Genomic DNA, 20,468 nt, shown 5'->3' on the forward strand with positions numbered 1-20,468 from the left:
GAAAACTGAAATTTTTACCCCTACCCCACTAAACCTTCCGCCTTATCCTTTTAAGATTACGAGAAAGGATAATGTGGTTTTTATTTTCGATGAGCTGAGGAAAAAGCACCTGGTGCTAACGCCCGAAGAATGGGTGCGCCAGCATTTTATACAAAACCTTATTTCATCAAAGAAATTTCCGCGTACACTGATCCAGATTGAGGGTGGTTTGGTACTTAACCAGTTGCAAAAACGGAGCGATATTTTAGTATACAACACGGCAGGCGAAAAACTGATGCTGATTGAATGCAAAGCACCGAAAGTAAAAATTACACAATCGGTTTTTGATCAGGCTGCGCGGTATAATTCGATTCACCAGGCCAGGTGGATTGTACTAACCAACGGCTTGCAGCATGTTTATGCAAAGATGGATCTGGAGAAAGGCAGCTTTAACTTTGCGGAGGAAATGCCGGAATATTTGGGATTATAATTTTAGCCACGGAAGGCACGGATAACACGGAAGGCGCAGAAAGCACAATACTGCAATCGTCATTTCGAGCGGATCCGATAGCTATCAGATCCGGCGTAGTGGATCATCTAAACGGAGCGCTAAACACTATACGTTGATTTCCAAACCTGTTTTTCGCCAGTATAAATAGCCTCATTACACATCCCCACACATACGGCTGCCTGTGTACCGGTATTGATATTAGAAGCGGGTTCTTTGCCGGTGGTTATCGATTTGTAGAATTCATCGAGTGCATAATTGGTCCCATCGATGGTTGGCTTATCTAAAATCGGGATGCCCCCATCTTTATTTATCACAATTTTAGTTGCACCCGTTACCCCATCTACAATACCCAGTTCTTTTTTGGCAATTTCTTCGGGATAGAATAAACCAGTATTGGTAAGTAGTGAAACTGAACCTTTTGTACCTTTTATTTTAAACAGGTAACCATCGTGCGCATTGCCGCAGGTGGCGCCAAAGTTACCAATCATGCCTTTTTCGTTATAACGGAGAATGGCTTGAATATTATCGTAAGTTTCTCGGCCATCTTTAAAAACATCAATACCACCCGAGCCCATAATCTCATCGGGCTGTGTTTCGAAAGCCCAGTTAATAAAATCAATCTGGTGCGAAAGTAATTCGGCAGCTAATCCACCCGAATACTCTTTGTACATGCGCCAATTAATTTTTCTTTCTAAAGCCGGATCGGGCACTGCCCTGCGCCAGTTACCATTGCGGTCCCAACGACAATCGATTTGAGTAACCTTACCCAAATAGCCGCTCTGAATCATATCTTTCACCTTAAAGTACAGAGGCGAATAACGGTATTGGTAACCTACCTGAAAAACCTGCTTGGGATGTTGCTTAACCAGCTTCTTGAGCGCCAGGGCCTGCTCAATATTGTAAGTCATGGTTTTTTCTACGTACACATGTTTTCCGGCAAGCACAGCATCTTTTGCAATTTTGAAATGCTCGCTTAGTGGTGTTGCAATAAAAACGGCATCTATACTTTTATCATCTAAAACCTTGTGGTAATCTTTTATAGCCTTTGCATTAGCCGGAACGTACTTTTCGGTTTCTTTAAGCCTAAAATCGAGCAGATCGCAATAGGCTACAATTTTATATTTTGCAGGCATCGATTTAATTACCGATAACACACCTTTGCCCCTGTCGCCGCAGCCAATCATGGCCACATTGATAACCTGATCAGCATATAAATCAGCAAAAACCTGATTACCAACCAATAAACCAGAGCCCAATAACGTGGTATGTTTAACAAAAGATCGACGATGCATGATATAAATTGTATTTTATTTTAAAAATTATGTTTTAAAGGTAGTAAAAAGTGAATAGGCAATGCCCGAGCTCTCTAATTTTTTACATGCAAACCAAAGGCTTTAAGAGGTTTTAAACCAAAATGCCATGATGCATAAATGCGAAGTACAAAGTAATTGATACCCTGTACTTCGCAGTAGTTTTTTAGATTGATTTGAGTTAAGATCTTATTTTAAGGTTTTTATTTTGATGGTCCTGAAATCTACTTTATTGCCATGATCTTGTAGCAGGATGTGGCCTTTTGGCGCCTCACCAAAGTTTTTCCAGTCTTTATATTTGCTAATGGCTACCAGTTTTTTAAACTCTTCTGAGCCACGTGTATATTCTAAAACTTTAACTCCGTTTAAATAGTGTTCTACTTTGTTATTAGGGTACACCACCAAACGGCCGTTGTTCCAGCTACCTATAGGACGTAAATATCTTGATTCTTTTTTAGCGGTCATTAAATCGTATAACGAGGCTAAAGTGCGGTTTCCATCGCGACCTAATTTAGCATCCGGGTGCAGTACATCATCCAGCACCTGGTATTCTAAACCAATTGCCGAACCTGTATTTTTCTCGCTTAAGGTAACAAAGTATTTAACACCGCTGTTGGCACCGGGAGTAAGTTTAAACTCAAACGACATATCAAAAGCAGCATATTCTTCTTTGGTTACAATATCGCCACCATTGGTAGATTCGGCACCGCCTGAAGGTTCAACACTGATTGTACCATTGGCAATTTTCCATCCTTTTTCAGGAAATGCAGTTTTATAAGCGCCAATCCAGCCAGCATTGGTTTTGCCATCAAAAAGCAATTTGTAACCATTAGCTTTCTCGAAAGGTGATAAAGTATTTGGTGTTAAGTTTACCACGTAAAATCCTTTTGGAAAAGCTTTGGCTTTAAGGCCTTCTGTTTGGATATTGATGTTTTTGAAATAAACTTTCTTACCATCGTTTTCGGTGTTGTTGCCAATACCATGAACCTGCAAACCAATAAAGCCCGACTGATCTAAAGTATCGATTACATAGGCTACCGGCTGTCCGTTTAGCCAGGTTTTGGTTTCGTTACCAATACATTCTATCCTGTAGTGGTTAAACTCGTTCTTTTTATACAAAGATCTTGCTGATGGGTTTAATTCTAAAGGGTATAACCAGCTTCTTCTGGCTTCATCGTAAATACCACCACTCCATGCCCTTGCAGATGGATCTATTTCTACCTGACGGCCAAAAACCATCCCTCTGCCGTTATTGGCTTCCTGTTTAATGTGGCTACGGGTTTGAATACCAGAGTTGGTGCTTTCGCCCTCTAGTTTTACATCCAGTTCTAAAATAAAATTGCCGTATTCTTTTTCGGTAATCAGAAATGAGTTAGGTGTTCCTTTGGTCATGGTACCTACAATCATTCCGTCTTCAACTTTGTATGGGGCTACACCTGCCACCGATTTCCAGCCGGTTAGGGTTTTGCCATCAAACAGGGGTTTGGCTTTTTGGGCTGCCGCCGATAAACTAATTAGAGAAAAAGCAAGAATGCTATACTTTTTAATTTTTGACATGATTGGTTTTGGATAATTAATATTTAAATACTTTTCCGTTTGCGATTACTTCTTGTCTGCCTTCATCAAAGGTGGCTTTTGCGCCAGTTCTTACCGCAGCGTTAGTCATGATATTGGCAATTGAATGCGAATAACCGGCCTCTACAGGCGCATTTGGCGTTTTACGGCTGCGCACACATTCCATCCAGTTGCGCATGTGGCCCGAGGTTAACGGATCGCCGCCCATATTTGCTCCGGTTGCTGCTTTGATTTCGGTTTTACTTAAATCAAACTCCGGTAAAAGGTTAGCTTTTAAGCCCATTGCAGCGGCTTCTTTTTCTCTCAATCCGCCCTTTGGCGAAACTTTATTGGTAATGAGGTTAAGCTCACCACCGTTCGAATAATATACTTCGCCTACATCACCTACGCTATTCTGCATTCGCGAGGTAAAGGTTACCTGAAAGCCATCGGTAGTATCGGGCTGGCCATAGTCGAATACAGCCACCATCGAATCCCAGTTTCTCCGGCCATCTTTCCAGGTGTAAATGCCTCCGTTGGCTACCACACTGCGCGGATGCTTTAGATTGGTAAACCAATGTACAGTATCAATCTGGTGACTCATCCATTGCCCGGGCATCCCTGATGAATAGGGCCAGAACAACCTGTACTCTAAATATTTTCTCGGATCGAAAGCCTCAACCGGGCGGTTAAGCAGGAAACGCTTCCAATCGATGTCTTCTTCTTTTAACTTAGCCACTAAATCGGGTCGGCGCCATCTGCCGGGCTGGTTTACATTCCAAACCAGGTCTACAGCGGTTATGGGGCCAAACTTACCATCCTGAATAAATTTTGCTGCATTGGTATAATTCTCACCACTTCTTCGCTGCGAACCAATTTGCACAATCTGTTTACTTGCTTTAACCGCTTTAAAAGCTGCTTTAGCATCATCCATGGTTTCGGCAAAAGGTTTTTCTACATAGGCATCGCAATTGGCTTTAACAGCCTCAATGGTATGTAAAGCATGCTGAAAATCGGCTGTACTGATAATTACCGCATCAAGATCTTTAGTTGCATAAAGCTCATCGTTGTTGCGGCAGGCTTTAATATCGTGACCAAATTTTGCTTTTAGATGGGCAATGCCCAAATCCCTGCGGTAATTCCATAAATCAGAAAGGCCAACAATATCGAAGTTCAGTTCTTTATTATGGTTCATAAAACAAGGCAGGAGCGTTTCTTTAAAACGGTCGGAAAACCCAACAACGCCTACCCGTACCCTATCATTTGCGCCAATTATGCGCCCATAACTTTTAGCACTCATTCCCATAGTACCGGCATAGGTTGCCGCAGCAAATATTGCAGATTGCTTAATAAATTTCCTTCTGGAATTTTCCATATTTGGCTATATTAACAAATACGGTTTCTCATCAAACCATATCGAATGAGCTAAAATAGTATTTTAAATAAGATGCACTAAAACTCAGCGGGTATTATTCTTGAAACGATTATTTCAGTGAATAAAGCTTAATCTGCTCTGAGCTTATCCAGTAAGCGATTTGAAGCCTTTTTTAATTAAATTGTAACAAGCTTATTATTTAGGAAAACGTTTGAAATAATAATTTAGGTTTTGAATATAAAAGGGGAAACTGTTTCAGCCTGTTTAATATACGCCTACCGAAACTATCGTAGAACAAATCAGTTGGTTGGATTACAAAAGCCTATGAAAGAGTACTTCTTAAGCTTTGGAAATAGTTCTTTTTGGCAGTACAAAAATTATAGAATCAGCTTCAAATCTTTATTATAAAGGCCAACAAGGATGCTATTGCCATTTCGATCTATTTTAAGGCCGCCGTATTTAGCCGCTTCATATTTTTTCCCCTTTCCTTCCTGAAAAAAATAGGATTCGGCACCGATATGGATTGAGGGCCAATATTCGTTTCCATCAAAAAAATATTTAACCACTACTTCATCATTACCTAACGGTCTCATATCTTTTATTAAAGCGATTCGATGTCCTATTCCATTCGAATCTATTTTTAATAGGCAGAAACCTCTTTTAGGTATTTTTACTTTTTCTAAGAAAGTATTCTCTTTATAATTTAAGTGCATGTAATCACCTTGCATCAATGATCGCGGATCGACTGGGGCAAGTTCAATGAGAACAAGCTTGCCCTCACTCAATATTCTTTCCTTAGCATAGATAGACCAATTAAAATAACCAATCAGAAGTAGCAAATTGATTACAATGAATATAGATTTAATCTTTGTCATATGATCTAATTTGTCTGTTAAAAATATAAGCAGCAACAAGCAACAAGGCTCCGGTGCAAATCATTATGATTGATTTAGTGAGCAAGGTATATTGGAGATCATAATAAAACTGTCCAACAAAATAGAACAATGCAACTATCCCGAAAACGATCGTTAACCTGTGACCTACATGAATACCAACAATCAAAATTAAAATCGCTCCACAAATTGAAGGTGCAAAAATTACCGAAGCCAAAATCGTTATAGCAAATATGTAAATGATGAATTGGCCAGTTTTAAGTTTTAAAAAATCGATAATGGAACTTATGTTGTAAATGGTAGCAGCCATAATAATAAGTGAAGAAACCCAACGGTATGGGAAAGATGGCTTAGCAAAATATATTGCGAAATAAATTAACAGCACACTAAGCGAAACTAAAAAGCCAATCCGAAAGGGCGGGTATCGCTTGTTTACAGAAATAGATCTCACAAGTGCTTTATGCTCCACCAAATTAATTATAACAAATCCAATGCACAGAAAAGCGGTTAAGAAATGAATAAGAATATTAACATTATTAGTTTCAATAAATGCAAATAAGCAAGAATTAAACATTAAAAGTCCAAATAAGTTGAGCATATAGTTTTCTGTACTGGCAACTGTAGCTACAGCAATTACAAGCAAAGAGAAAATAGTGAGGTTAGCCGAATCGGTCATTTGGTTTATTGAGTAGCCCAGGAGTGTACATCCAGATAGAAATGCGCCAATACAAACAGCATCCAATACAGTGCTGTTTGATATTTTATCCAACAATACGGCCCCGCCTAATACTATCAAGCCAAAAATAAATGTTGCTGTCGGAGATTCCGAAATACTCAAGGTAACGAAACCTAAAAAAAGCAAGGAGCCCAGTAAGCCTCCACAAACAGAGAGAATTTTAATTCCTAAACCACTATATGTCTGGCTATCTTTCGATATTTCTTTTTCAAACTTTTCGTTATCAATTGTAAAATCAGGCTTCGATTTTCTTTCAATACTGGCAATAAAATGATCTACAATTTGTAAGTTATTCATTCCAGGATTTATTTAAGTTAACCAATAATTTCGTCAATAGAGTAATGCTGGCGACTACGAAAACACTCATAAAGAAAAACAACGTACCGTATTCCTGATGGTGGCTTTCAGTAATCCAGCAGCAAATGATAATAAGTAAACTCAATGGTACAATACACAAATGGAACAATGATTTATGCTTAAAACTGTGATAAACCGCAAGCATATAAACCATAAAGGCAAGTAAAAAAAAGATAAACCAATATTGATGGTCTTTATCAAAAATATTTAGAGCTGCCCCTATTGTTATGTACGTTGCGATGCTCAAAGAAATAACCTTTATTAACCAATTCGGAACTGATGCTTTTAAAGCAGAAGGAAGTAACTGTATTACTATTAAAACCACACTATTTAAAACAAAAAGCAATAAATATTTGAGATCTGATGGCCAATATGGAGCAATTTGATCTACATAAAGCGAAATGGTAATGTTAATCAATGCCATAGCCAATAGCCATAGTGGAGGGAAATCTGCAACCAGAGCCCATATTATTATAAACACCGTCCACCCTAAAAAGAAATCGTAAGCATCTGCTCCAGTCTGATAAACCTGACCAAATACAGAGAACATTGCACCAACCAAAACTGAAGCGCTCATTAATAATACACTCCGTACTAATTGATTTCTTTTAAAAACGAATGATGTCAGTACGGTTGCAATAACCAGAAGCTGTACTAAACCCAGTTTTAGAAACCTTTGTAGCAAATGCCAATTATAAGCTAAGAAAAAAATAATACCTGATATAACAAAAGCAGCACCGATACCAATTAATGCAATTTCAATATACTTTGCCCATCCTTTTTTATCTGCATAAATGCCTTGTTCTTTAAATTGTGTCTCAAGCTCCTCAGCCGACAAATTACTATTCCGGGCAATGATTTGCAGTGTGCGACGGGTAACTCCCGGTTCTGTCATATAATCTATTTGGTATCACCAAAATACTATTTATTCATGAATTTATTAGAAAAATGGAAAAGCCCCTTAGCAATTCGCTGCTAAGAGGCTTTGGGTATTATACCTGCAAGGTTTTAAAAACCTTACAGGTATTGATGACTATATGATTATCCTAAAATCGCTAAACTTTCTTCAATAATTTTAATTTTAGCTTCAGCATCGGCCTTTTTATTGCGTTCGTTGGCAATAATTTCGGGTTTTGCATTCTGCACAAAGCGTTCGTTGCTTAGTTTCGAATCAACCGATTTTAAGAAACCTTGTAAGTACACCAAATCAGTATTTAAGCGTGTGCGCTCCGCATCTACATCTACATTTTCGGTTAGTGGAATAAAGAACTCATCCTTACCAGCCATAAATGCCGTTGCACCCACAATTTTATCGTTCACAATCTCGGCTTCCGAAACATTGGCCAGTTTGAAAACAATATTTAACCATTTCTCATAATCGATATCAGAGTTTACCTTCAAACTTAATGGCAAAGCTTCTTTTGGCGAAATCTGTTTTTGGTTACGTACATTCCTGATTTCGGCAACAACAGTTTTAATTACCTCAGCATCTTTCAGCAACTGCTCATCAATGCTCCCTCCTTTTGGAAATTCGGCAACAATACAGCAATCCATTTCACCGCGGGCAGCAAACAAATCATCATGCCACAACTCTTCTGTTAAGAAAGGCATATTAGGATGCAACAGTTTAATAATCTGTTCAAAGAAACCAACCGTAGCCTGGTAACTTTCGGCATCAATCGGCTGCTGGTAAGCAGGCTTAACCATTTCTAAATACCAGGCACAGAAATCGTCCCAAACCAGTTTATAGGTAGTCATTAAAGCCTCCGATAAACGATATTGTTTAAAGTTATCTTCAATTTCGACTAAAGCGGCATTAAAGCGGTTTTCGAACCACAAAATAGCCTGTTTATTTGGGTTTTCGAGGTTTGCATCTACTTCCCAACCTTTAACCAAACGGAAGGCATTCCATATTTTTGAAGCAAAATTACGGCCCTGCTCGCAGTAGCTTTCATCGAACATTAAATCATTACCCGCCGGCGATGACATGAGCATACCTACACGTACCGCATCGGCACCATATTTTTCGATCAATCCAATCGGATCGGGCGAGTTACCCAGCGATTTAGACATTTTACGCCCCAGCTTATCGCGTACAATACCGGTTAAATACACATTGGTAAATGGTTTTTTGCCCATAAACTCGTGTCCGGCCATAATCATACGCGCCACCCAGAAGAATAAAATTTCAGGAGCCGTAACCAAATCATTGGTTGGATAGTAATAGTTAATGTCTTTATTGTCAGGATCTTTAAAACCATCAAAAACAGAAATTGGCCACAACCATGATGAGAACCAGGTATCCATTACGTCTTCATCCTGACGTAAAAATGGCTCTAACTGGTGCTTAAAGCCTGCTTTCTCAGCATCTGAACAACTTTCGTCCAAATGTTTTTTCTTCCAGAATTCTTCTAAAGCTTCATCTTTGGTTTTGGCAACAACCCAGTTTCCTTTATCATCGTACCAGGCCGGGATACGCTGTCCCCACCACAGCTGACGCGAAATATTCCAGTCGCGTACATTTTCCATCCAGTGGCGGTAGGTATTTTCAAATTTATTCGGGATCAGGTTTACCTCTCCATTTAATACATCATCCAGCGCCGGTTGTGCCATTTCTTTCATCTTCACAAACCACTGCATCGAAAGTTTAGGCTCAATTGCAGCATCGGTACGTTCAGAAAAGCCCACCTGCGATTTATAATCTTCAACTTTATCTAAATGACCAGCCTCTTCGAGCATTTTGGCAATCTTTTTACGCGCAATAAAGCGGTCTTCGCCAACCAGAATAACTGCCAGTTCGTTTAAGGTACCATCATCATTTAGAATATCGGTAACCGGTAAATTGTGCTTTACACCCAGCTCGTAATCGTTTAAATCGTGTGCCGGAGTAACTTTTAAGCAACCTGTACCAAATTCGATATCCACGTACTCATCTTCAATAACCGGAATTTCGTGGTTAACCAGCGGTACGAATACTTTTTTACCTTTTAAGTGACTAAAACGTTCGTCGTTAGGGTTAATACAGATCGCCGCATCAGCCATAATGGTTTCAGGACGCGTGGTTGCAATCGTTAAAAACTGATCTGTTGTACCTGAAATCAGATACTTAATATAATACAGCTTTTGGTTAACTTCTTTACGGATTACTTCTTCATCAGAAACCGCAGTTTTACCTGCAGGATCCCAGTTTACCATACGGATACCGCGATAAATCCAGCCTTTTTTGTACAGGTGGATAAACGAATCGATAACCGCTTCAGAAAGATCTTCCTCCATGGTAAAACGTGTACGGTCCCAATCGCAGCTTGCTCCTAGTTTCTTCAATTGCTCTAAAATAATACCACCGTACTTCTCTTTCCATTCCCAGGCGTATTTTAGAAATTCTTCGCGCGAAAGGTCTTTTTTATTAATCCCTTGTTCTTTTAACATGGCTACAACCTTGGCTTCAGTAGCAATAGAAGCATGGTCGGTTCCGGGTACCCAGCAGGCATTTTTGCCCTGCATACGGGCCTTACGGATTAAAACATCCTGAATGGTATTGTTAAGCATGTGCCCCATGTGCAGTACTCCTGTGACATTTGGTGGCGGAATTACGATAGTGTAAGGTTCGCGCTCATCAGGTTCTGAGTGGAAAAACTTTTTAGATAGCCAGTAGCTATACCATTTATCTTCTGTTTCTGCAGGATTGTACTTGGTGGAAATGCTCATGAAAAATTGTTATAAAAGCCCAAAAATAGCTAATTAAGCTGAAAGACCAAAGCGGAAACCGAAAGACTAAAGCAGCTAAACACCTTATCATTACATACTGAAGCCTACCTATTTTCGATTTCTTGGCAGGCTGGACTAACATTCTATTTTTGGGTTGGTGTTGCTTTTTGTATTTTAGTATTTGCCTGGAGATGTTTTTAACCCCTTGCATAAACTATATGAACGCTAAAAACTTAAGTATTGGCTATGCCATTTTACGCTATTCCGTAGCCATTATCTTATTATCGCACAGCGTATTTGGCATGTTTGATGGCGGTATTAACGATTTTGGAAATTTATATCTGAACAAAGTCGGCTTTGCCCCTTTTGGCCTTGTCCTTGCCTGGAGCATTAAACTCTCGCATGTACTTTGCGCAATACTGCTGGTTTTTAACAAATACATTCGTGTGGCCTGTTTTGCCAGCATATTTGTTTTAATAATGGGCATTATTATGGTGCACTTTAAAGAAGGCTGGTTTGTGGTAGGCGGTGGAAGAAATGGTGTAGAGTATAATTTTATATTAATTTGTGTATTAACCGCAATTGTATTTTTTAACACGGCGAACCACCCTGAATCAAAACAGTAATTAATCTAAATCTTTGAAAATATATAAGTATGCTCACCTTTCTTTTTTAGCATGTATTTCATTCAACATCAATAAGTTAATAGCATTAAAATTGGATGTAGTTTTCTTAACTACCTTAATTGCTTAAAGATCAAAAAACAGCTGACATTAGAACTTCATTTTCTGAATCCGCACTGCATTTAAAATAGCCAGCAAAGCTACACCAACATCTGCAAAAACCGCTTCCCACATGGTGGCCAATCCACCGGCACCCAGAATTAAAACAAGGGCTTTAACAGCAAAGGCGAGCGTAATATTCTGGATCACCACATTTTTGGTAGCCTTGCCAATTTTAATCGCGATAGCAATTTTAGAAGGTTGGTCGGTTTGGATCACTACATCAGCTGTTTCTATCGCAGCATCGCTCCCCATCGCGCCCATGGCTATGCCTATATCGCTAATGGCCAATACCGGCGTATCATTAATGCCATCGCCAACAAAAGCAACTACCCTGGTTTTATCACTTTTAATTTTTTCCAGATTCACTACTTTATCTTCCGGCAATAAATCGCCATAATACTCATCGATACCCAACTGTCTGGCTACTTTTTTAACAATAGTAGTTTTATCGCCGCTGAGCATTACCACCTGCTTTACACCATTTTCGTGCAATTGTTTAACCGCAGCTGCAGCGTCTTCCTTAATCTCGTCGGCAATTAAAACATAACCCACATATTGCCCATCAATAGCCACCACTACAATACTTTCTTCTATCTCTTGTATTTTAAGATCGAATGGAATATTGAATTTCACTAAAAGTTTCGCGTTTCCTGCTAAAACCGTTTTGCCATTTACCGTACCCTTTAAACCCATTCCGGCAATTTCCTCCAAATTAGTGGCCGGATGAAGATCTGCTCCATTGGCATACTCTACAATCGCTTTGGCAATGGGGTGGGTCGATTTTGCTTCAACAGCAGTTAGTAGTGCTAAAAACTCTGCCTCGTTAATTGTACTTTCTATTTTCTGAACTTTAAAAACACCTTTGGTAAGTGTTCCGGTTTTGTCCATCACAACAGTATCCAACTTGGTAATGAGCTCTAAAAAATTAGATCCTTTAAACAGAATACCGTTTGCCGACGCAGCCCCGATACCACCGAAATAACCAAGGGGAATAGAAATAACCAAGGCACAAGGGCAAGAGATAACCAGAAAAACCAATGCCCGGTACAACCAGGTCTGAAAATGATAATCGCTGCCTAAAATCAGGATGGGGATTGTAACCAATGCAAGTGCCAGAAAAAACACGATAGGGGTATAAACTTTGGCAAATTTGCGAATAAAGAGTTCGGTTTTCGCTTTGCGCGCGGTAGCATTTTGCACCATCTCCAATATGCGCGATAAAGCACTATCGGCAAAAACTTTGGTTACCTTTATTTCGATAACCCTATCCAGGTTTAGCATCCCGGCCAAAACACTTTCACCTTTATTTATGGTTCTGGGTTTGCTTTCGCCGGTTAATGCAGCGGTATTGAAACTACTTTTTTCGGATAACATTTCGCCATCCAGGGCTATTTTCTCCCCCACTTTAATCTGTATAGTTTCGCCAATGGCTACCTTTTCAGGATTCACATTTTCATATTTTCCGTTTCTGAAAACATGTGCCACATCTGCACGCACATCGAGCAAGGCCGAAATATTTCTTTTTGCCCGGTTTACTGCTGCCAGCTGAAAAAGCTCTCCTATGGTATAAAAAAGCATTACAGCTACGCCTTCGGGATACTCTCCAATAGCAAAGGCACCAATAGTAGCGATAGACATTAAAGAAAATTCGGTAAAGAAGGCCTTAGCTTTAAAGGTTTCCCAAACTTCGCGTAAAACCGGTAAACCTACGGGCAAATAAGCCAAAATGTACCAATATGGCCTGATGGTTTGAAAAACGGGTACCTTAAGAAAATTATCGAATGCAATCCCAATCAGCAACATTACCAGGGTAACAATAGCGGGCAGGTAGGTTTGAAATGCAGATGGATCGCCGCCGTGATCATGATCGTGATCATCGCCTTCACCATGTGAATGGTTATGAGGTTGATTTTTGGGTTCAGAATGTGCTTTACTGCTACAGCAGTTATCGTGATTATCGTGTGAGTGGCTCATTATTTTTATACTATAACTCGTTATTTAACACCAGGCGCTATAAGTCTGGCACATATTATACTGTATTAAAACGATCGGAAATCAAATTTATGGAAAATAAAATGGTTTATCCCGAATCATTCTTAATAGCAATAATTTTTACAGTCACACAATAAAATTTGTTAAAAAGTGTTAATAGTGTATAAAAGATTTAAAAAATGAATCCTCAAACGATTAAAATAATCAGAAAAGGATCCATCTGAAGAATACAATTAAATATATAAACAGATGAAATCTATTAAAATCTCATTTTCAGCATCAGATTTGATCAGACGGCTAGGCTTGGCAAAAATTTACTACTGGTTTTACAAGTAATATTTCTAATATATTACCACAGTATTAATTAGTATTTCATAAATTTCGCATTATAAACTAACTTATTTTAAGCGAATGAAATACCAAAATTTGAAAAGATATTTTGCGGCACTGGGTATAGTTGCTGCTAGCTTTTCTGCAAACGCACAAACCATCAAAAAATTTATCGACCCAGCCAATATGGATTTATCGGTTAAACCGGGCGATGATTTTTACCAATATGCAAGTGGTACCTGGGTAAAAAACAATCCTGTTCCAGCTAAAGAAACACGCTGGGGTTCCTTCAACGAACTTCGCGATTTCAACATCAACGCTGTAAAAACACTTGTTGAAGATGCGGCAGCCGACAAATCAGCACCAGCAGGATCGGTAAAACGTAGGGTTGGCGATTTTTATACCGCTGCGATGGATAGTTTGACCATCGAGAAATTAGGTTACACTCCAATAAAAGCCGATTTAGCTAAAATTCAGCAGATTAAAGACATCCAGGGCGTTTTAGATCAGGTAGCTTATATGCGTGTAAATGGTTTAGCTGGCGCCATGTTTGGTGTAGGTGTTGGCCAGGACCGTAAAAATGTAAACAAATATATGGTTAGCGTTGGTCAGGGCGGTACTACTTTGCCCGATCGCGATTACTATTTAAAAGACGATGCCCGCAGTGTTAAAATCCGCGAGGCTTACAATACTTATATGGTTACCCTGTTTACCTTAACCGGTAGCAGCGCCGAAGAGGCTAAACAAAAAGCAGCAACTGTTTTTACCATCGAAAAACAATTTGCAGAGGCGCAAATGAGCCGTTTAGAAATGCGCGATCCTTATGCAACTTATAACAAACTTACTGTTGCCGAGCTGAACAAAAAAACACCAGATATCAATTGGTCAACCTACCTTCCGAAATTCAAAATTAAAGGCCAGGATACCGTTTTAGTTTCGTCGCCTAAGTTTATGGCAAGTTTAGATGGTATGTTAAAATCGGTTTCGGTAGCCGATTGGAAAACCTATATGGAGTGGAACATTTTAAAAGGATCGGCATCAAGCTTAAGTGCTCCCTTTGTGAAAGCAAGTTTCGCCTTTACTCAGGCACAAACCGGCCAGAAAGTACAAACGCCACGCTGGCAACGCATGTCCTCGTTAACCGATGGCACCATTGGCGAATTATTGGGTCAGCTTTATGTAGCTAAATACTTTAAACCAGAGGCTAAGGAACGCATGAACCAGATGATTGTGAACCTGCGCAAGGCTTTCGAAATCAGAATTAATGGCTTAGAGTGGATGAGCCCTGAAACCAAGCAGAAAGCATTGGCTAAATTACATGCTTTTACCCCAAAAGTTGGTTACCCTGAAAAATGGAAAAACTATGATGGCTTAGCGATTAATAAAGATACTTACTTCCAAAATCTACGCAATGCTAGTGTTTGGGGCTATAACGAAATGGTAAATCAATTAGGCAAGCCTGTTGATCGTAAACGCTTCGGCATGACCCCGCCAACGGTTAATGCTTATTACAGCCCTACACTAAACGAAATTGTTTTCCCTGCAGGTATTTTGCAATTCCCTTTCTTCGATCCTAATGCAGATGATGCAGTTAACTATGGTGGTATTGGTGCAGTAATTGGTCACGAAATGAGTCATGGTTTTGACGATAGCGGAAGCCAGTACGATGCTGCCGGTAACTTAAAAAACTGGTGGACTGCAGAAGACAAAGCTAAGTTTGACGCTAAAACCAAAGCCCTTGGCGAACAGTTTGACGCATACACCGTATTAGATACCGTACATGTAATTGGTAAATTAACCATGGGCGAAAATATTGGCGATTTAGGAGGTTTAAATGCAGCTTACACGGCTTTCAAAATGACTAAACAAGGCCAAAGCAACGAAAAAATTGATGGTTTTACGCCAGATCAACGTTTCTTCCTTGCCTGGGCACAAGTTTGGAGAGGTAACATTTTACCAGAGAGTGCTGCCCAGTTAATTAAAACCGATCCGCACTCTCCGGGTCCTTACCGTACCATTGGTGCCCCTGTAAACATGGATGCCTGGTACAACGCCTTCGATGTTAAACCTGGTGATAGATTATATAAAAAACCAGAAGACAGGATAAGAATGTGGTAGTTTAAGGTGGAAGGCTTTGCCAACAGGCCAAAACCTGCACAGTATTTCATCCCTATATTGTAAACGCCCCGATTTTAATTGGGGCGTTTATTTTTATATTGATTTCGGATAAACATCCAAAAATTAATTGTCCTCCTTTCGGCTATTGTTAAATATCATTCTATCTTTGAAAAAACATTCCATCATACCATGAAAAGCGCAATTAAAACACTTTCCATCCTGGCTTTAACTTTTGTTTCTTTAACCGGCTTTGCACAAAACAAACTGTTTACTGCCGAAGAATTAATCAATAAAAAAGATCCGGCATGGCCCTTGGTTAAAAAATGGATTGATTCTGCCAAAAACAAAGTCGAGATTCTGTCCGTTGATTCGACAAAAGCCAAAGAAGTGTTATACAATACGCAAATTTCAACTTATTCGACCCTGGGTTCGGTAATTTACAATAGTGGAGGCATAATGGTTGACAATGGCTGGATCAGGATTTTAGGTTCGGGAAGTGAGCGTTTAAACCGTTCTGTTTCAGATTGGAATAAGGGCAAAACCGTTAAAGAATATGGCGACAATATGCCTTATCTGCTGGTAGCGGATGATGCCGTTGGCGGTTTTTTCGCCATTAACTATGGTGGCTTAGGCCCTGATATTAAAAACGTATACTACCTGGAACCCAACAGCTTAACCTGGCAGCCACTTGGTGCAGGCTACGGAGAGTTTTTGGTTTTCTGTTTCGACAGCGACCTATCTAAGTTTTACAAAGGCCTTCGCTGGAGTAGCTGGAACCAGTTTATTGGTAACTTAGATGGTACTAAAACTTACAGCTTTCGTCCTTATTTATGGGAAGAAGGAACTGATATTGAAAAGTGTACCCGCAAACTGGTTGGCATTGAAGAAATGTACAAATTCAATATCATGAAATCGAAAGAGCTGAAAAGCGCCGGCGAAGCGAAAAAAGAGGAACCTAAAACGGAGCAATAAACTGATTATCTAAAGAAAATGTCAGATACACAATCGAGTTCTGTACCCCGATACTTAAACTAAGCGTATTTGGACTGAGTTTTCTTTGACAGTTTGGCCAGTACCATTGCGCGCGATGCCTCTACCCTACTTTTCAATTCTGTATCGTTAAACACCTCTAAGTTAGCTACACGAATCCATTGGCGCTTAGCCATGTGGTGCGCCTGTTGTATGCCATCTCTGGCAGTAAGGGCATCAAATTCTTCCGGATCACATTTGATCGAGAAGCTGTTATCCTCGTCAATGGCGATAATGAAGAACATTTTTTCTTCAATCATGAAACACAAATGGCCCCATTTCATGCCTTCGGTTGTACCAGGCAAACTCAAACAATATTCTCTAAAGGTTTCGATATCCATTTTTTAAGGTTTAAAGCAAAGCTAATAACAAAAGCCGAAAGGCAGATAGAAAATGCTAATTTTGCCATGAATATAGAAATCATTAATTCTTTTAGGCCCCATGAATATTATCACCCCAACCGCCGATGGTTCCAATACCCTTTACAACGAAACCATAGGCGAACATTACCACAGCAAACATGGTGCGTTGCAGGAAAGCAAACACGTGTTTATAGCGGCGGGGTTAAAATTTGCTTCTGCCGGCAAGCCTGAAATAGCTGTTCTGGAAGTTGGTTTTGGAACGGGTTTAAACTTTATTTTAAGCCTTGAATACTGCGAATCAAATAATATTCAACTCGATTATACCAGTATCGAAGCCTTTCCGTTATCATCAGCATTAATTGAACAAACGGGTTATTCGGCTTATGTACCGCAAGCCATTTGGAATACTTTTATGAGTAACTACGAAGCTGCTCTTCAAGCCCCTCAATCACTATCGGCATTAAGCGCACTCGAAATTCCACATACAACATTAGCCGCATTTAATACACCTAAAAAATTCGATATCATTTATTACGATGCCTTTTCTGTGCAGCACCAGCCCGAAATGTGGAGCGATGAAATTATTGCACATGCCTGCAGTTTCTTAAAGCCCGGTGGTACTTTTGTAACCTACGCCATTACCGGAAAATTAAAACGTGCGGTAAAAGCCTGTGGTTTTAACATCGAAAAACTACCCGGTGCACCTGGAAAAAGGGAAATGCTTAGGGCAGTGAAGGGAATGTAAGGCGGGATAATGCAAGATGGCAAATGGATGAGGGAAGATGGTTGTTAAACTTTAATCAATATGTTATCTAAACACTGACATTAACAAGACCTTTTCTTAAAACTGCATTTAATTCTGTTTGTTAATCCTATTATAAAATTCACATCATGGAAAAAAGAATATTAGGCAAATCAGATTTAAATATAGCACCGGTTGTTTTTGGCGGCAACGTTTTTGGCTGGACCATTGATCAGGCAAAATCATTCGAAATCTTAGATCATTTTATCGAAAGTGGTTTTAATTGCATTGATACAGCCGATGTTTACTCGCGCTGGGTGCCCGACAATAAAGGCGGAGAATCGGAAACCATTATTGGTAACTGGTTAAAAAAGCACGGCAAACGGCACGATGTAATTATTGCAACCAAAGTAGGCTCTGATATGGGCCAGAGCAAATCGCTCAAAAAAGATTACATCATTAACGAAGTCGAGCATTCATTAACTCGCCTGCAAACCGATTATATCGACTTGTATTTCTCGCATTATGATGATGAAAACACACCGGTAGAAGAAACTTTAAGCGCTTACGATAGCCTGATTAAAGCCGGTAAAGTACGGTGGATCGGCGCATCGAACTTTTCGGCCAATCGCTTAAAAGAATCATTAATCTTCTCTAACGAGCATAATTTACCCCGTTACGAAGTTTACCAACCAGGTTACAACTTATACGATCGCGAAGGATTTGAGGCAGAACACGAAAAAATTTGCTTAGAGCACAATTTAGGTGTAGTTACCTATTATGCCCTGGCCAGTGGTTTTTTAAGCGGAAAGTACCGCAGCGAAGCCGATTTAAGTAAAAGTCAGCGGGGAGGTGGTGCAAAAAAATACCTGAACGACCGGGGTTTTAAAATCCTCAGGGCATTAGACCAGGTTGCAGAAACACATGGTGTAGAACAGGCATCGGTAGCATTGGCCTGGCTGCTGTATCATCCGTCGGTTACCGCACCAATTGCCAGCGTTACCGATTTAAACCAACTCAAATCTTTTACCGAAGCTGCAAATTTAAAGTTAAGCGCAGAAGATATTTCGTTGCTGGATAAAGCCAGTATTTATTAAAAAGTTTTACTGGAGAATCATCCCTTAAGCGTGTTTATCTTAAAATTTGTTACGTTGGGCGTTAATTTATTGGATAAGCCTGCCTGCAGCAGGCAGGCAATCTTACAATGATCGCTAGTTATCAACCCTATTAACTACTTTTAAGGGATTTTTTACATTTGTAACAAATCTAAATCTATGACAATCTCCACCATTTTGGCATCCGTGCCAGGCATTATAGAAATCCTGGTTATTCTTATTGGTATTGCTATATTATTGGCGGTGGCCAATTATGGTAAAAACACCTCATTGGGGTATTTTGGTTCGCTCCTTTTAGCAATTTTCACTACACCACTGATTGCTTTCTTTATAATTCTGATATTTTTCAAAAAAGACAGATAATATTAATAATTTGTACTGGTATTTACCAGTTAAACCTACAATAGAATTGATTAAAACTTTTAATCCCTCAATTTGTATTAAACAGGATTTAATTTTTTTATGAAAGACAAACTATCATTCCTGCCTAAACTTGCGCTGGTTCTCTTCTGCTTAATCAGCCTAACTTACATTGCCATTTTAGGGCAATCGCTTCTGGCACCACTTCTTTTCTCCTTTTTAATGGGGATTTTATTATTACCGGTAGCCAATTTTTTGGAACAGCGGTTTAAATTTAAAAGAAGTTTATCAACACTGGTTTCAGTGATATTAATGATCGCTGTAATTGGCGGAATTGTATATTTTTTTGGCAACCAGTTGAGCGATTTATGGGCCGACTGGCCTTTGTTAAAAGAGAAAGCCGATGTTTCTTACCATGAACTGCAGCATTGGATTTCGAAAACCTTTCATGTAAATTCAGAAAAACAACTGGCTTACCTGAACGATAGTACCGAAAAAGCCCTGGCTACAAGTGCCACTATTGTAGCCACTACATTGGCTACCTTATCTTCTACCCTCTTATTCCTGGGTTTCACCTTATTGTTTACGTTTTTCATTCTAAACTACCGCAGGATATTGTATACCTTTTTAACATCTGTTTTTAAAGAAGAACACAAAGAGAAGGTAAGCGAAATCGTATCGCAAATCCAGTATATCATTAAGAAATACATCATTGGCTTGTTCTTACAAATGCTAATCGTAACCATCTTAATGATTACCGTATTGAGCCTTTTAGGTGTAAAATATGCGGTTTTATTGGGCTTGGTAGCAGGTATTTTTAATGTGGTTCCATATCTGGGCATTTTCTTCGCTTTGCTCATTAGCTGTTTAATTACATTCGCCACTGCTGGTGCAGGTAAAGTACTGTTGGTTTTAATTGCTTTTGTTGGCGTTCATGCCATTGATGGAAATATTTTAATGCCATTGGTGGTGGGTTCTAAAGTAAAAATAAATGCCCTATTTGCTTTTATCGGCATTGTTGTTGGCGAAATGATCTGGGGTATTTCGGGTATGTTTTTATGTATTCCTTATTTGGCTATGCTCAAAATCATTTTCGACCGGATAGATAACCTTAAACCCTGGGGCATTTTAATGGGCGAAGAACATAAACCTGAGAAGAAAAAACGGGTTTACCGCATCACCAAAAAAATTAAACTGGAAGAAAAAGATTAG

Annotated in this window: 17 protein-coding genes; 8 read left to right on the top strand and 9 right to left on the bottom strand. The window is 39.4% G+C overall.

What is annotated here, in order from left to right; genetic code table 11:
- Positions 1-10: 10 nt before the first annotated feature.
- Positions 11-469, top strand: coding sequence for a type I restriction enzyme HsdR N-terminal domain-containing protein (locus tag DBR40_RS13090; RefSeq protein WP_124560240.1), 459 nt, complete (start codon positions 11-13; stop codon positions 467-469).
- Between the two features lie 119 nt (positions 470-588).
- Here the strand turns inward: DBR40_RS13090 and DBR40_RS13095 are convergent, their stop codons facing one another.
- From DBR40_RS13095 to DBR40_RS13125, 7 genes are all read right to left on the bottom strand, one after another.
- Positions 589-1,782 (bottom strand): Gfo/Idh/MocA family protein, encoded by a 1,194-nt coding sequence (locus tag DBR40_RS13095; RefSeq protein WP_124560199.1) that lies wholly within the window; start codon positions 1,780-1,782, stop codon positions 589-591.
- 207 nt (positions 1,783-1,989) lie between these two features.
- Positions 1,990-3,357 carry a DUF1080 domain-containing protein gene (locus tag DBR40_RS13100; protein WP_124560200.1) on the bottom strand — a complete coding sequence of 456 codons (1,368 nt, stop codon included), beginning with the start codon at positions 3,355-3,357 and terminating at the stop codon, positions 1,990-1,992.
- A 16-nt stretch (positions 3,358-3,373) separates the two neighbouring features.
- The gene (locus DBR40_RS13105; protein ID WP_124560201.1) at positions 3,374-4,729 is read right to left on the bottom strand and encodes a Gfo/Idh/MocA family protein; all 1,356 of its coding nucleotides are present in this window, start codon (positions 4,727-4,729) and stop codon (positions 3,374-3,376) included.
- A gap of 377 nt (positions 4,730-5,106) precedes the next feature.
- Positions 5,107-5,604, bottom strand: coding sequence for a GDYXXLXY domain-containing protein (locus tag DBR40_RS13110; RefSeq protein WP_124560202.1), 498 nt, complete (start codon positions 5,602-5,604; stop codon positions 5,107-5,109).
- On the bottom strand, positions 5,591-6,655 hold the full coding sequence (locus DBR40_RS13115) for a DUF4401 domain-containing protein (protein WP_124560203.1): 1,065 nt from the start codon (positions 6,653-6,655) through the stop codon (positions 5,591-5,593). The genes DBR40_RS13110 and DBR40_RS13115 overlap by 14 nt, the downstream gene beginning before the upstream one ends.
- Positions 6,648-7,610, bottom strand: coding sequence for a DUF2157 domain-containing protein (locus DBR40_RS13120; protein ID WP_124560204.1), 963 nt, complete (start codon positions 7,608-7,610; stop codon positions 6,648-6,650). The genes DBR40_RS13115 and DBR40_RS13120 overlap by 8 nt, the downstream gene beginning before the upstream one ends.
- A gap of 146 nt (positions 7,611-7,756) precedes the next feature.
- Positions 7,757-10,423 (bottom strand): valine--tRNA ligase, encoded by a 2,667-nt coding sequence (locus DBR40_RS13125; RefSeq protein ID WP_124560205.1) that lies wholly within the window; start codon positions 10,421-10,423, stop codon positions 7,757-7,759.
- 218 nt (positions 10,424-10,641) lie between these two features.
- Between DBR40_RS13125 and DBR40_RS13130 the strand changes: the two genes are divergently transcribed.
- Positions 10,642-11,049: a DoxX family protein gene (locus DBR40_RS13130; protein ID WP_124560206.1), complete on the top strand. Its 408-nt coding sequence runs from the start codon at positions 10,642-10,644 to the stop codon at positions 11,047-11,049.
- Between the two features lie 147 nt (positions 11,050-11,196).
- Here DBR40_RS13130 and DBR40_RS13135 read toward each other — a convergent pair whose 3' ends face one another.
- On the bottom strand, positions 11,197-13,182 hold the full coding sequence (locus DBR40_RS13135; RefSeq protein WP_124560207.1) for a heavy metal translocating P-type ATPase: 1,986 nt from the start codon (positions 13,180-13,182) through the stop codon (positions 11,197-11,199).
- A gap of 429 nt (positions 13,183-13,611) precedes the next feature.
- Between DBR40_RS13135 and DBR40_RS13140 the strand changes: the two genes are divergently transcribed.
- Positions 13,612-15,648 (top strand): M13 family metallopeptidase, encoded by a 2,037-nt coding sequence (locus DBR40_RS13140; protein ID WP_124560208.1) that lies wholly within the window; start codon positions 13,612-13,614, stop codon positions 15,646-15,648.
- Positions 15,649-15,837: 189 nt separating this feature from the next.
- Positions 15,838-16,620, top strand: coding sequence for a DUF2625 family protein (locus DBR40_RS13145; RefSeq protein WP_199748335.1), 783 nt, complete (start codon positions 15,838-15,840; stop codon positions 16,618-16,620).
- A 59-nt stretch (positions 16,621-16,679) separates the two neighbouring features.
- Here the strand turns inward: DBR40_RS13145 and DBR40_RS13150 are convergent, their stop codons facing one another.
- Positions 16,680-17,018: an MmcQ/YjbR family DNA-binding protein gene (locus tag DBR40_RS13150; RefSeq protein ID WP_124560209.1), complete on the bottom strand. Its 339-nt coding sequence runs from the start codon at positions 17,016-17,018 to the stop codon at positions 16,680-16,682.
- 100 nt (positions 17,019-17,118) lie between these two features.
- Here DBR40_RS13150 and mnmD point away from each other — a divergent pair, with 100 nt between their 5' ends.
- The 4 genes from mnmD to DBR40_RS13170 all read left to right on the top strand — a co-directional run bounded on the left by mnmD (position 17,119) and on the right by DBR40_RS13170 (position 20,468).
- Positions 17,119-17,784 (top strand): tRNA (5-methylaminomethyl-2-thiouridine)(34)-methyltransferase MnmD, encoded by a 666-nt coding sequence (mnmD, locus tag DBR40_RS13155; RefSeq protein WP_124560210.1) that lies wholly within the window; start codon positions 17,119-17,121, stop codon positions 17,782-17,784.
- A gap of 146 nt (positions 17,785-17,930) precedes the next feature.
- A complete protein-coding gene (locus tag DBR40_RS13160) occupies positions 17,931-18,878 on the top strand; it encodes an aldo/keto reductase (RefSeq protein ID WP_124560211.1) in 948 nt (315 codons plus the stop codon).
- Between the two features lie 177 nt (positions 18,879-19,055).
- Positions 19,056-19,259, top strand: coding sequence for a hypothetical protein (locus tag DBR40_RS13165; RefSeq protein WP_124560212.1), 204 nt, complete (start codon positions 19,056-19,058; stop codon positions 19,257-19,259).
- Positions 19,260-19,358: 99 nt separating this feature from the next.
- The gene (locus tag DBR40_RS13170) at positions 19,359-20,468 is read left to right on the top strand and encodes an AI-2E family transporter (protein WP_124560213.1); all 1,110 of its coding nucleotides are present in this window, start codon (positions 19,359-19,361) and stop codon (positions 20,466-20,468) included.

Source organism: Pedobacter sp. KBW01, assembly GCF_003852395.1.
Lineage (GTDB): Bacteria > Bacteroidota > Bacteroidia > Sphingobacteriales > Sphingobacteriaceae > Pedobacter.

Coding starts and splice junctions, on each gene's coding strand:
- DBR40_RS13095 (WP_124560199.1), bottom strand. CDS start 1,782: ATGCATCGTCGATCTTTTGTTAAACATACCACGTTATTGGGCTCTGGT.
- DBR40_RS13100 (WP_124560200.1), bottom strand. CDS start 3,357: ATGTCAAAAATTAAAAAGTATAGCATTCTTGCTTTTTCTCTAATTAGT.
- DBR40_RS13105 (WP_124560201.1), bottom strand. CDS start 4,729: ATGGAAAATTCCAGAAGGAAATTTATTAAGCAATCTGCAATATTTGCT.
- DBR40_RS13110 (WP_124560202.1), bottom strand. CDS start 5,604: ATGACAAAGATTAAATCTATATTCATTGTAATCAATTTGCTACTTCTG.
- DBR40_RS13115 (WP_124560203.1), bottom strand. CDS start 6,655: ATGAATAACTTACAAATTGTAGATCATTTTATTGCCAGTATTGAAAGA.
- DBR40_RS13120 (WP_124560204.1), bottom strand. CDS start 7,610: ATGACAGAACCGGGAGTTACCCGTCGCACACTGCAAATCATTGCCCGG.
- DBR40_RS13125 (WP_124560205.1), bottom strand. CDS start 10,423: ATGAGCATTTCCACCAAGTACAATCCTGCAGAAACAGAAGATAAATGG.
- DBR40_RS13130 (WP_124560206.1), top strand. CDS start 10,642: ATGAACGCTAAAAACTTAAGTATTGGCTATGCCATTTTACGCTATTCC.
- DBR40_RS13135 (WP_124560207.1), bottom strand. CDS start 13,182: ATGAGCCACTCACACGATAATCACGATAACTGCTGTAGCAGTAAAGCA.
- DBR40_RS13140 (WP_124560208.1), top strand. CDS start 13,612: ATGAAATACCAAAATTTGAAAAGATATTTTGCGGCACTGGGTATAGTT.
- DBR40_RS13145 (WP_199748335.1), top strand. CDS start 15,838: ATGAAAAGCGCAATTAAAACACTTTCCATCCTGGCTTTAACTTTTGTT.
- DBR40_RS13150 (WP_124560209.1), bottom strand. CDS start 17,018: ATGGATATCGAAACCTTTAGAGAATATTGTTTGAGTTTGCCTGGTACA.
- mnmD (WP_124560210.1), top strand. CDS start 17,119: ATGAATATTATCACCCCAACCGCCGATGGTTCCAATACCCTTTACAAC.
- DBR40_RS13160 (WP_124560211.1), top strand. CDS start 17,931: ATGGAAAAAAGAATATTAGGCAAATCAGATTTAAATATAGCACCGGTT.
- DBR40_RS13165 (WP_124560212.1), top strand. CDS start 19,056: ATGACAATCTCCACCATTTTGGCATCCGTGCCAGGCATTATAGAAATC.
- DBR40_RS13170 (WP_124560213.1), top strand. CDS start 19,359: ATGAAAGACAAACTATCATTCCTGCCTAAACTTGCGCTGGTTCTCTTC.